This is a genomic window from Celeribacter baekdonensis, from assembly GCF_003047105.1.
GTDB lineage: Bacteria > Pseudomonadota > Alphaproteobacteria > Rhodobacterales > Rhodobacteraceae > Celeribacter > Celeribacter baekdonensis_B.
The window spans coordinates 2,299,919-2,312,580 of the sequence record NZ_CP028475.1 but is presented as its reverse complement, the minus strand read 5'-3'; the positions used below and the strand labels follow the sequence as shown (position 1 = coordinate 2,312,580).

The following is a 12,662-nucleotide window of genomic DNA, read 5'->3' as shown; positions in this document are numbered from 1 at the left end:
ACAGCACTGCCTTTTCACCGCAATCGACTTTTTCGACTTGCAAAGCGAGCGCGCCTTTCGTATTTCCCACCTCGGCCTTAGGGGTATAGCTCAGTTGGTAGAGCGACGGTCTCCAAAACCGTAGGCCCACAGTTCGAGTCTGTGTGCCCCTGCCACTTTCCATATATGACGATGATCGCCTTCGGCCTGCGCGCCGCTGCCATACAAGCGGGGCCGGAGCAGGGCGGGCGTTGTCTTTCGTGCCTTCGGGGTTGAAATCCGTTCCGCTGTGGCGTAGATGCGCCAAGACCAAGAGAGTTCAGGACATTACAATGGCCACGAAAACAAATCCGCTTCAGTTCATTCAGCAAGTTCGCGCTGAGGTGACCAAAATCGTCTGGCCGACCCGCCGCGAGGTCTTGTTGACCACGATGATGGTGTTCGTGATGGCCGCCCTTGTGGGGACGTTCTTTTTCCTCGTCGATCTCGGCATCCGCTTTGGCCTTCAGGGCTTCTTGGGCCTTTTCGGCTAATAGGCGCGGGCGCTCCGCCATCCTTCGTGTGCAGTGACTGTATGCGGAGGTGGGGCGATCTGAACGCCTAAAGGGTTGAACTTACGCGCCTGAGGCTATAGAGCGGGCGCAATCTTCTGGACGGGCGTGCAGCGATTCGAGTTGTGCGCCGCTTTATTGTTCCGGGGCGAGCACGCATGTGCATGACATTTAACGACATCTGGCCCGCAGGGTTGGAGCAAGAAAAGGCAAAAGCACCATGGCAAAGCGTTGGTACTCGGTGAGCGTTCTCTCGAACTTCGAGAAAAAAATCGCCGAAGCGATCCGGATTGCTGTGGAAGAAAAGGGCCTTCAGGATCAGATCGAAGAAGTTTTGGTGCCGACCGAAGAGGTCATCGAAGTGCGCCGGGGCAAAAAAGTGACCGTCGAGCGGCGTTTCATGCCGGGCTATGTGCTCGTGCGGATGGAAATGACCGATCAGGGCTACCACCTGATCAACTCGATCAACCGGGTCACCGGGTTCTTGGGCTCCTTTGGCAAGCCGATGCCGATGCGCGATTCTGAGGTTGAGGCCATCTTGGGTCGCGTCGAAGAGGGTGCTGAGGCACCGCGCAACACCATCACCTTCGAAGTGGGTGAACAGGTGTCCGTGGGCGAAGGTGCGTTCGAAGGCTTTGACGGTATGGTCGAAGAAGTCGACGAAGCCAGCCAGCGCCTCAAAGTGTCGGTGTCGATCTTTGGCCGGGCCACCCCGGTCGAATTGGAATTCACTCAGGTCAATAAACGGCCCTGAATGACGTTGCATCCCTCGGGTGTGACATTCTTGTGGGAGAGGCGGGGCGCGCGCGTTCCAAGTCAGACCACACAACAAAGTTCCTCGTGAGACGCGTCTCATGGGGGTTGGAAAAGGAAAAAGCCAATGGCTAAAAAACTCGTGGGCAGCCTCAAGCTGCAAGTGCCCGCAGGCAAAGCAAACCCGTCCCCGCCCGTGGGTCCGGCGCTTGGTCAGCGCGGCATCAACATCATGGAATTCTGTAAGGCGTTCAACGCCAAGACACAGGACATGGAGCCCGGCGCGCCGTGCCCCACCGTGATCACCTACTATCAGGACAAGTCCTTCACCATGGACATCAAGACGTCCCCGGCGTCCTACTTCCTGAAAAAAGCGGCAAAACTGACCTCCGGTTCCAAAACCCCGGGTCGCACCACTGCCGGCACCGTGACCTTGGCTCAGGTGCGTGAGATCGCAGAAGCGAAAATGAAAGACCTGAACGCAAACGACGTCGAAGCGGCGATGAAAATCATCCTCGGTTCTGCACGTTCTATGGGCATCGAGGTGAAGTAATGGCTAAGTTTGGTAAACGCACCGTTGCAGCCCGTGCAGCATTCGCAGGCAAAGAAAACATCACCGTCGAAGACGCCGTGGCATTGGTCAAATCCAACGCAACCGCGAAATTTGACGAAACCGTCGAAATCGCGCTGAACCTCGGTGTTGATCCGCGTCACGCAGACCAAATGGTTCGCGGCGTTGTGACCTTGCCGAACGGCACTGGTAAAACCGTCCGCGTGGCCGTGTTTGCCCGTGGTCCGAAAGCAGACGAAGCCACCGCCGCTGGCGCTGACATCGTTGGCGCAGAGGATCTGATGGAGACCATTCAGTCCGGCAAAATCGAGTTCGACCGTTGCATTGCAACCCCGGACATGATGCCGATCGTGGGTCGCCTTGGTAAAATCCTTGGTCCGCGCAACCTGATGCCGAACCCGAAAATTGGCACCGTGACCATGGACGTGAAAGCAGCCGTGGAAGCAGCCAAAGGTGGCGAAGTTCAGTTCAAAGCAGAGAAAGCCGGCGTTGTGCACGCAGGCGTTGGCAAAGCCTCCTTCTCCGCCGAGCAACTGGCCGAAAACATCCGCGCTTTCGTGGATGCAGTTCAAAAAGCCAAGCCGACCGGCGCAAAAGGCGCTTACATGCAGAAAGTCTCCGTGTCCTCTTCGATGGGCCCGGGCGTTTCCATTGCTGTGGACTCCGCGACTGGCAATTGAGTTTCGCACTGCCGGAACTTGAATGAGATTTGAAAGGCGCTCCGTTTGGGGCGCCTTTTACTATGTCCTTTTGGCTATATTGAGGGCACGCGGATTTTCTGCTATTCTAACGACAAGAGGTGAGTGTGTCCGAGAGTTGTCTCTCAGGCACTTCACCCCCTTGCTCTCCCTCTTAATTCCATCTAAACCGCTTCGTGCAACCCAGCGTGCGATTCGTCGTGCGCTGTTTTGCGTTTCGTCCAAGACGGTGGGTCGAGGGGTTTTCCTCTATAATTCCTGCCTGAGACGGGAAGACGACAAGTTTCTCCGAGGGCTTGACCTCGGGCGACTTTGGCGCAGCCCGTAACGGACTTCGTGCCGGTTATGCCGGTAGAATTGAGCCGGGAGGGCGCTTTCTCTCCCATACTTGGAGTAAAACTGTGGATAGAGCACAAAAAGAAAAAATGGTCGACGAGCTCGGCCAAATCTTTGACAGCTCTGGCGTCGTTGTGGTTGCCCACTACGAAGGTCTCACGGTTGCTCAGATGCAGGACCTGCGCGCGCGTATGCGTGATGTTGGTGGGTCCGTTCGCGTTGCCAAGAACAAGCTCGCCAAAATCGCCCTTGAAGGAAAGCCTTGCGCAAGCCTTGCTGATTTCCTGACGGGTATGACCGTTCTCACCTATTCGGAAGATCCTGTGGCTGCGGCCAAGGTTGCCGATGCCTATGCCAAAGATAACGAAAAATTCGTGATCCTTGGTGGTGCAATGGGTGAGACCGCTCTCGACGTCGATGGTGTTAAAGCCGTTGCGAAAATGCCGTCCCGCGAGGAGCTTATTGCTTCTATCGTTGGCTGTATTGGCGCACCTGCTTCCAACATCGCTGGCGCGATTGGCGCACCTGCTTCGAACATCGCGAGCATCCTGTCTACAATTGAAGACAAGGCTGCTGCATAAGCAATCAGAGACCGACGTGGTTGTAAACACACGCGTTGGAACACATCTTAAACGAACGGAAACAGTACAATGGCTGATCTGAAGAAACTTGCAGAAGAGATCGTGGGTCTCACCCTTCTCGAAGCACAAGAACTGAAAACCATCCTCAAAGACGAGTATGGCATCGAGCCCGCCGCTGGCGGCGCTGTGATGATGGCTGGCCCGGCAGGCGATGCTGGCGCGGCTGCTGAAGAGCAAACCGAATTCGACGTCGTCCTCAAAGACGCCGGCGCATCCAAAATCAACGTGATCAAAGAAGTCCGCGGCATCACCGGCCTGGGCCTCAAAGAAGCAAAAGATCTCGTCGAAGCTGGCGGCAAAATCAAAGAAGGCGTTTCCAAAGCCGAAGCAGACGAAGTCAAAGCCAAGCTGGAAGCAGCTGGCGCGACTGTCGAGCTGGCCTAATCGCCTTTGGCCCTTATGGGCCGAACAAAATAATGGCTGGACCCGAGATTTCTTGGGTCCAGCTTAACCTGTCTTAGAAAGGGCCTTTCGCGGATGTGCGAGAAAAGGGCGTTTTCTCAGGAGAGGTTCAGCGGTCGGGAGCCCCCTTTGGGACGGGGGCAGGAATAGACCGAACATCTCTGTTTCGTCAGGGCACTTCCACCGGCGCCCACCGGAGGCTGTGGCTCGCGAAAATTCGAAAGGTAAAGACGCGCAATGGCTTCGACCTTCCTTGGCCAGAAACGGCTCCGCAAGTACTACGGCAAAATTCGTGAAGTGCTTGAAATGCCGAACCTCATTGAGGTTCAGAAATCTTCTTACGATCTTTTCCTCAAATCCGGCGACAGCCCCGTTCCCTTGGACGGTGAAGGCATCAAAGGTGTTTTCCAATCGGTGTTTCCGATCAAGGATTTCAATGAGACGGCCGTGCTTGAATTCGTCAAGTACGAGCTTGAAAAACCGAAATATGACGTCGAAGAATGTCAACAGCGCGACATGACTTATGCGGCTCCGCTCAAGGTCACGCTGCGTCTCATCGTGTTTGATGTGGACGAAGACACTGGCGCGAAATCCGTCAAAGACATCAAAGAACAAGACGTGTTCATGGGCGACATGCCCCTGATGACCCCGAACGGCACCTTTGTCGTGAACGGCACCGAGCGCGTGATCGTGTCCCAGATGCACCGCTCCCCGGGCGTGTTCTTTGACCATGACAAAGGCAAAACCCACTCTTCGGGTAAACTCCTGTTCGCTTGCCGCATCATTCCCTACCGCGGTTCCTGGCTGGACTTCGAATTCGACGCCAAAGACATCGTCTTTGCCCGGATCGACCGCCGTCGTAAACTCCCGGTCACCACGCTGCTTTACGCGCTTGGGCTTGATCAGGAAGCGATTTGTGACGCCTATTACAACACCGTCGATTTCAAATTGGAGAAGAACAAGGGTTGGGTGACCAAGTTCTTCCCCGAGCGTGTGCGCGGCACACGTCCGGCCTACGATTTGGTGGATGCTGATACCGGCGAAATCATCTGCAAAGCCGGCGATAAAATGACCCCGCGTGCGGTCAAGAAAATCCTCGACGAAGGCACGATCACCAATCTTTTGGTGCCGTTTGATAACATCCTCGGCAAATATTCGGCCAAGGACATCATCAACGAAACCACAGGTGCGATCTATGTCGAAGCGGGTGACGAGATCACCTATGAGTTCGACAAAGACGGCTCCGTTATTGGCGGCACTTTGAAAGATCTGTTGGACGCGGGCATCACCGAGATTCCGGTGCTCGACATCGACGGGATCAACGTTGGTCCGTACATCCGCAACACCATGGCGGCAGATAAAAACATGAACCGCGAAACCGCGCTCATGGACATCTACCGCGTGATGCGTCCGGGTGAACCGCCGACCGTCGATGCGGCTTCCGGCCTGTTCGACACATTGTTCTTTGACTCTGAGCGCTACGACCTCTCGGCCGTGGGTCGCGTCAAAATGAACATGCGTCTCGATCTTGACGCCGAAGACACACAACGCACCCTGCGTCGTGAAGACATCGTGTCCTGTATCAAAGCGCTGGTTGAGCTGCGCGATGGTCGTGGCGACATCGACGACATTGACCACTTGGGCAACCGTCGTGTGCGTTCCGTTGGCGAGCTGATGGAAAACCAGTACCGCGTTGGTCTGCTCCGCATGGAGCGCGCGATCAAAGAACGCATGTCCTCGGTCGAAATCGACACGGTCATGCCACAAGACCTGATCAACGCCAAACCGGCTGCTGCTGCGGTGCGCGAATTCTTTGGCTCCTCTCAGTTGTCGCAGTTCATGGACCAAACCAACCCGCTGTCTGAGGTGACGCACAAACGTCGTCTTTCGGCGCTTGGGCCGGGCGGTTTGACCCGCGAACGGGCTGGCTTTGAGGTGCGCGACGTTCACATCACGCACTACGGTCGTATGTGTCCGATTGAGACCCCCGAGGGTCCGAACATTGGTCTGATCAACTCGCTGGCCACCTTTGCCCGCGTCAATAAATACGGCTTTATCGAAACCCCGTACCGTCGTGTGACCGACGGTCAGGTGACCGATGAAGTGCAGTATATGTCCGCGACCGAAGAAATGCGTCACACCGTGGCGCAGGCCAACGCGGCCTTGGATGCAAGCGGCAAATTCACCGACGATCTGGTGTCCACCCGTCAGTCGGGCGAACACGCGCTGAACACACCGGCCAACGTCGATCTCATCGACGTGTCGCCGAAACAGCTGGTCTCTGTGGCGGCCGCGTTGATCCCGTTCCTTGAAAACGACGACGCCAACCGCGCTCTCATGGGCTCGAACATGCAACGTCAGGCTGTGCCGCTTTTGCGTGCAGAAGCGCCGCTGGTCGGCACCGGGATGGAAGGCAAAGTCGCCATCGACTCCGGCGCTGCGATCCAAGCGAAACGCGCGGGCGTGATCGACCAAGTCGACGCAACCCGTATCGTTGTGCGCGCCACGGCCGATCTGGAACCGGGCGATCCGGGTGTGGACATCTACCGTCTGCGCAAATTCCAGCGCTCGAACCAAAACACCTGTATCAACCAGCGTCCGCTGGTGAATGTGGGTCAGACGGTTGGCAAGGGCGAAGTCATTGCAGATGGCCCATCCACGGATATGGGTGAGCTGGCTCTGGGTAAAAACGTGATGGTCGCGTTTATGCCGTGGAACGGCTACAACTACGAAGACTCCATCCTGATCTCCGAGCGCATTTCGCGTGACGACGTCTTTACCTCGGTTCACATCGAGGAATTCGAAGTCGCCGCCCGTGACACCAAGCTTGGGCCGGAAGAGATCACGCGCGACATCCCGAACGTTGGCGAGGAAGCCCTGCGCAACCTTGACGAAGCGGGTATCGTGTACATCGGGGCTCACGTTGAGCCGGGTGACATTCTCGTGGGTAAAATCACACCGAAGGGCGAAAGCCCGATGACGCCGGAAGAAAAACTCCTGCGCGCCATCTTTGGTGAGAAAGCGTCTGACGTGCGTGACACGTCGCTGCGGGTGAAACCGGGGGATTACGGTACGATCGTGGAAGTGCGCGTCTTTAACCGCCATGGTGTGGAAAAAGACGAACGTTCCGTGCAGATCGAGCGTGAGGAAATCGAACGCCTCGCACGTGACCGTGACGATGAGATGGTCATCCTCGACCGCAACATCTACGCGCGTCTCAAGACCATGATCATGGGCAAGGTTGCCGTCAAAGGTCCGAAGGGCGTGAAACCCGGCGTGATCATCGACGAAGATTTGTTGTCGCAACTGTCCAAAGGTCAGTGGTGGCAGCTCGCTCTCGAAGACGAAGACGATGCCACCATCGTTGAGGCTTTGAACGCCCAATACGAAGCTCAAAAACGGGCTCTTGAGCACCGTTTTGAAGACAAGGTCGAAAAAGTCCGTCGTGGTGACGATCTGCCCCGGGCGTGATGAAAATGGTCAAAGTCTTTATTGCCGTGAAGCGCAAGCTTCAGCCGGGTGATAAAATGGCCGGTCGTCACGGCAACAAAGGTGTGATTTCGCGCGTGGTTCCGATGGAGGACATGCCGTTCCTCGAAGACGGGACCCCGGTCGATTTCTGTTTGAACCCGCTGGGCGTGCCGTCGCGTATGAACGTTGGTCAGATTCTTGAAACTCACATGGGTTGGGCTGCACGCGGTCTGGGCCAACAGGTCGAAGAAGGCCTGCGGGAATACCGTCGCTCCGGCGACATGACCCCGGTGCGTGACGCTCTGAAATTCGTTTATGGCCAAGATGTCTATGACGAAGGCTTTGAGCCGATGGAAGACGACGACCTTTTGGAAGCGGCGGGCAACGTGACCCGTGGCGTTCCGATCGCAACGCCGGTTTTCGACGGGGCGAAAGAGGCCGACATCAACGAAGCTTTGGCCAAAGCGGGCTTTGACACCTCTGCGCAATCCATCCTGTTTGATGGGCGCACCGGTGAGCAATTCGCGCGTAAGGTCACGGTGGGCATGAAATACCTGCTGAAACTGCATCACCTTGTGGACGACAAAATCCACGCCCGTTCCACGGGTCCGTACTCGCTCGTTACCCAGCAGCCGCTTGGTGGTAAGGCGCAGTTCGGTGGTCAGCGTTTCGGGGAGATGGAAGTCTGGGCGCTCGAAGCTTACGGTGCCGCCTACACCCTGCAGGAAATGCTTACGGTCAAGTCGGATGACGTGGCCGGCCGTGCCAAGGTCTATGAGTCGATCGTCAAGGGCGAAGACAACTTTGAAGCCGGTGTGCCGGAGAGCTTTAACGTGCTCGTCAAAGAAGTCCGCGGCCTCGGCCTCAACATGGAACTCCTGGATTCGGAGGATGAAGAGTAAGGGCTTTGGCCCTTATTCTTCCCCCCCTTCCGCGACAATTTGAGGAATTCAAAAGATGAACCAGGAAATCACAGCCAACCCGTTTAATCCGATGGCGCAGCCGACGACCTTTGACGAGATCAAAGTGTCCTTGGCCTCCCCGGAGCGGATTCTGTCGTGGTCCTACGGCGAAATCAAAAAGCCCGAGACCATCAACTACCGGACGTTCAAACCGGAACGTGACGGTCTGTTCTGTGCGCGTATTTTTGGCCCGATCAAAGACTACGAATGTCTGTGCGGCAAATATAAGCGCATGAAATATCGCGGCGTTGTCTGCGAAAAATGTGGTGTGGAAGTCACGCTGCAAAAAGTGCGTCGCGAGCGCATGGGCCACATCGAATTGGCGGCACCTGTCGCTCACATTTGGTTCTTGAAATCGCTGCCTTCGCGCATCGGCCTCATGCTCGACATGACGCTGCGTGATCTGGAACGCGTGCTGTATTTCGAAAACTACGTTGTGATCGAGCCGGGTCTCACCGATCTCACCTACGGTCAGATGATGACCGAAGAAGAGTTCATGGACGCCCAGGATCTCTATGGCATGGACGCGTTCGAGGCCGACATCGGTGCCGAAGCGATCCGTAAAATGCTTGGCAACATCGACCTTGAGAGCACCGCGGATCAGCTTCGCGAAGACCTCAAAGAGGCGACTGGCGAGCTGAAACCGAAAAAGATCATCAAGCGTCTGAAGATCGTTGAAAGCTTCCTTGAATCCGGCAACCGCCCGGAGTGGATGATCCTGACCGTGATCCCCGTGATCCCGCCAGAACTCCGCCCGCTGGTGCCGCTTGATGGCGGCCGTTTCGCGACCTCCGATCTCAACGATCTCTATCGTCGTGTGATCAACCGGAACAACCGTCTGAAACGTCTGATCGAACTGCGTGCGCCCGACATCATCGTGCGTAACGAAAAACGGATGTTGCAGGAATCTGTGGATGCGCTGTTCGACAACGGTCGTCGTGGCCGCGTGATCACGGGGGCCAACAAGCGTCCGTTGAAATCGCTCTCCGACATGCTGAAAGGCAAACAGGGTCGTTTCCGTCAGAACCTTTTGGGCAAACGCGTCGACTTCTCCGGTCGTTCGGTCATTGTGACCGGGCCGGAACTGAAGTTGCATCAGTGTGGTCTGCCCAAGAAGATGGCGCTCGAACTGTTCAAGCCGTTCATCTATTCGCGTCTTGAAGCCAAAGGCCTGTCTTCCACTGTGAAGCAAGCCAAAAAATTGGTGGAAAAAGAGCGTCCCGAAGTGTGGGACATTCTGGACGAGGTGATCCGCGAACACCCGGTGTTCCTCAACCGTGCGCCGACCTTGCACCGTTTGGGCATCCAGGCGTTCGAACCCACATTGATCGAAGGCAAAGCCATTCAGCTTCACCCGCTCGTGTGTTCGGCCTTTAACGCCGACTTCGACGGGGACCAGATGGCTGTTCACGTGCCGCTGTCGCTCGAAGCACAGCTTGAAGCCCGTGTCTTGATGATGTCCACGAACAACGTTCTGTCGCCTGCCAACGGCGCACCGATCATCGTGCCGTCGCAGGATATGATTTTGGGCATCTACTACATCTCGATGGAGCGCGAAGGCATGCCCGGCGAAGGCATGGTTTTCTCCAACATCGACGAGGTGGAATACGCTCTGACCTCTGGCACCGTGCATTTGCACGCCAAAGTCACCGCCCGGATCAAACAGATCGACGACCATGGCCAAGAAGTGTGGAAGCGCTTCGAAACCACGCCGGGCCGCTTGCGCCTTGGCGGCCTTCTGCCGCTCAACGCGAAAGCACCGTTTGACCTGGTCAACCGGTTGTTGCGTAAGAAAGAAGTGCAGACCGTCATCGACACCGTCTACCGCTATTGCGGTCAGAAAGAGTCGGTCATCTTCTGTGACCAGATCATGTCTTTGGGCTTCAAAGAAGCGTTCAAAGCCGGGATTTCTTTCGGCAAAGACGACATGGTTGTCCCGGACAACAAATGGACGTTGGTCGACGCGACCCGCGATCAGGTGCGTGACTTTGAACAACAGTACATGGACGGCCTGATCACTCAGGGTGAAAAGTACAACAAAGTTGTCGATGCCTGGTCGAAGTGTAACGACAAAGTCACCGAAGCGATGATGTCCACCATCTCCGCCAACAAGCGCGACGAGAATGGCGCCGAAATGGAACCGAACTCGGTTTACATGATGGCTCACTCCGGTGCGCGTGGGTCTGTCACCCAGATGAAACAGCTGGGCGGGATGCGCGGCCTTATGGCGAAACCGTCGGGTGAGATCATCGAAACGCCGATTATCTCGAACTTTAAAGAAGGCCTGACCGTGCTCGAGTACTTTAACTCGACTCACGGTGCGCGTAAGGGTCTGTCCGATACGGCGTTGAAAACGGCGAACTCCGGGTATTTGACCCGCCGTCTCGTGGATGTTGCGCAAGACTGTATCGTGCGTCAGGTCGACTGTGGCACCGAATTGGCGATCACCGCCGAAGCGGCTGTCAACGATGGTGAAGTTGTGGCCTCGCTCTCTGAGCGTCTGTTGGGCCGTGTGTCCGCAGAAGACGTGTTGCGTCCGGGCACTGACGAAGTCCTCGTGTCGAAAAACGAACTGATCGACGAACGCAAAGCCGATCTGATCGAAGCTGCCGGGATCGCCTCCATGCGGATGCGCAGCCCGCTGACCTGTGAAGCCGAAGAAGGCGTGTGCGCCATGTGCTATGGTCGCGACCTCGCACGCGGCACCATGGTGAACCAAGGTGAGGCCGTCGGCATCATCGCGGCTCAGTCGATCGGTGAGCCTGGGACACAGTTGACGATGCGGACCTTCCACATCGGCGGTGTTGCTCAGGGTGGCCAGCAGTCGTTCCAAGAAGCCAACCAAGAAGGCAAAGCGCTGTTCCGCAATGCCATGCTGCTTGAAAACAAACATGGCGAGAAAATCGTCATGGGCCGTAACATGCAGTTGGTGATCGTGGACGATCAAGGCGTGGAACGGGCGTCCTACAAACTCGGCTACGGCACGAAAGTGTTCGCCGAAGAGGGCAAAATGATTGCCCGTGGCGACAAGCTGTTTGAATGGGATCCGTACACACTTCCGATCATCGCAGAAAAAGGCGGTAAGGCAAAATTCGTCGATCTCATCTCGGGCCTCTCGGTCCGCGACGACACCGATGATGCCACCGGCATGACCCAGAAAATCGTGACCGATTGGCGCTCTGTGCCGAAAGGTGGCGATCTGAAGCCTGAGATCTTGATCCTTGGCGAAGACGGCGAACCGGTCCGCAACGATGTGGGCAACCCGGTGACCTATCTGATGTCCGTGGACGCGGTTCTTTCGATCGAAGACGGTCAGGACATTCAGGCGGGTGACGTTGTGGCGCGTATTCCGCGCGAAGGTGCAAAGACCAAGGACATCACCGGTGGTCTGCCGCGTGTGGCCGAGCTCTTTGAAGCCCGTCGTCCGAAAGATCACGCGATCATCGCGGAGATTGACGGCTACGTGCGCTTTGGCAAGGACTACAAAAACAAACGCCGCATTTCGATTGAACCGTCGGATGAGACGATGGAGCCGGTCGAGTACATGGTGCCGAAAGGCAAGCACATCCCTGTGGCCGAAGGCGACTTCGTCCAGAAGGGTGACTACATCATGGACGGCAACCCAGCGCCGCATGACATTCTCGCGATTATGGGTGTCGAGGCTCTGGCGGTGTACATGATCGACGAGGTGCAGGAGGTCTATCGTCTGCAAGGCGTGAAGATCAACGATAAGCACATCGAAGTCATCGTGCGTCAGATGTTGCAGAAATGGGAAATCCTCGACTCCGGGGAAACCACGCTGCTCAAAGGCGAAGCTGTGGACAAGGCTGAATTTGACGAAGCCAATGCCAAAGCCGAGCTTAAGGGCGGTCGTCCGGCGAAAGGTCAGCCGATCCTCTTGGGGATCACCAAGGCGTCCTTGCAAACCCGGTCGTTCATCTCTGCCGCGTCGTTCCAGGAAACCACTCGCGTGCTCACCGAAGCCTCTGTTCAGGGCAAACGTGACAAGCTGGTCGGTCTCAAAGAGAACATCATTGTGGGCCGCTTGATCCCGGCTGGTACGGGTGGCGCGACCAAGCGCGTCCGCCGCATCGCTCAAGAGCGCGACAATGTTGTGATTGAGGAGGCCCGCGCAGAAGCCGAAGCTGCCGCACAACTCGCCGCTCCGGTGATGGATGTGATGGGTGACGAGGCCGAAAGCATGATGGTCGAGACCCCTGAAGGCCAAGAATAAGCCTTTCTTCATATGATTTAAAAAAGGCCCCTCGCAGAGATGCGGGGGCCTTTTCGTTTGTTCA

General features: G+C 56.5%; 7 protein-coding genes, 1 tRNA gene and 1 pseudogene. All 9 read left to right on the top strand.

Going from position 1 to position 12,662, the window contains the following annotated elements; genetic code table 11:
• Nucleotides 1-79 precede the first annotated feature (79 nt).
• The 9 genes and pseudogenes from DA792_RS15010 to rpoC all read left to right on the top strand — a co-directional run bounded on the left by DA792_RS15010 (nucleotide 80) and on the right by rpoC (nucleotide 12,598).
• Nucleotides 80-155 (top strand) — tRNA-Trp (locus tag DA792_RS15010).
• Nucleotides 156-311: 156 nt separating this feature from the next.
• Entirely contained in the window at nucleotides 312-512 is a 201-nt protein-coding gene (gene secE / locus DA792_RS15005; protein WP_107720692.1) for a preprotein translocase subunit SecE, read from the top strand.
• Nucleotides 513-750: 238 nt separating this feature from the next.
• Nucleotides 751-1,284: a transcription termination/antitermination protein NusG gene (gene nusG, locus DA792_RS15000; RefSeq protein WP_107720691.1), complete on the top strand. Its 534-nt coding sequence runs from the start codon at nucleotides 751-753 to the stop codon at nucleotides 1,282-1,284.
• A gap of 126 nt (nucleotides 1,285-1,410) precedes the next feature.
• Nucleotides 1,411-1,836 (top strand): 50S ribosomal protein L11, encoded by a 426-nt coding sequence (rplK, locus tag DA792_RS14995; protein WP_107720689.1) that lies wholly within the window; start codon nucleotides 1,411-1,413, stop codon nucleotides 1,834-1,836.
• A complete protein-coding gene (rplA, locus tag DA792_RS14990; protein ID WP_107720687.1) occupies nucleotides 1,836-2,534 on the top strand; it encodes a 50S ribosomal protein L1 in 699 nt (232 codons plus the stop codon). The genes rplK and rplA overlap by 1 nt, the downstream gene beginning before the upstream one ends.
• Before the next feature lie 419 nt (nucleotides 2,535-2,953).
• Complete coding sequence (gene rplJ / locus DA792_RS14985; RefSeq protein WP_074647489.1) at nucleotides 2,954-3,469, top strand: 50S ribosomal protein L10; 516 nt, start codon at nucleotides 2,954-2,956, stop codon at nucleotides 3,467-3,469.
• 69 nt (nucleotides 3,470-3,538) lie between these two features.
• Nucleotides 3,539-3,913, top strand: coding sequence for a 50S ribosomal protein L7/L12 (gene rplL / locus DA792_RS14980; RefSeq protein ID WP_107720685.1), 375 nt, complete (start codon nucleotides 3,539-3,541; stop codon nucleotides 3,911-3,913).
• 255 nt (nucleotides 3,914-4,168) lie between these two features.
• Nucleotides 4,169-8,304 (top strand): annotated as a pseudogene (rpoB, locus tag DA792_RS14975) (DNA-directed RNA polymerase subunit beta).
• A 55-nt stretch (nucleotides 8,305-8,359) separates the two neighbouring features.
• The gene (gene rpoC / locus DA792_RS14970; RefSeq protein WP_107720683.1) at nucleotides 8,360-12,598 is read left to right on the top strand and encodes a DNA-directed RNA polymerase subunit beta'; all 4,239 of its coding nucleotides are present in this window, start codon (nucleotides 8,360-8,362) and stop codon (nucleotides 12,596-12,598) included.
• The last annotated feature ends 64 nt before the right edge of the window (nucleotides 12,599-12,662 follow it).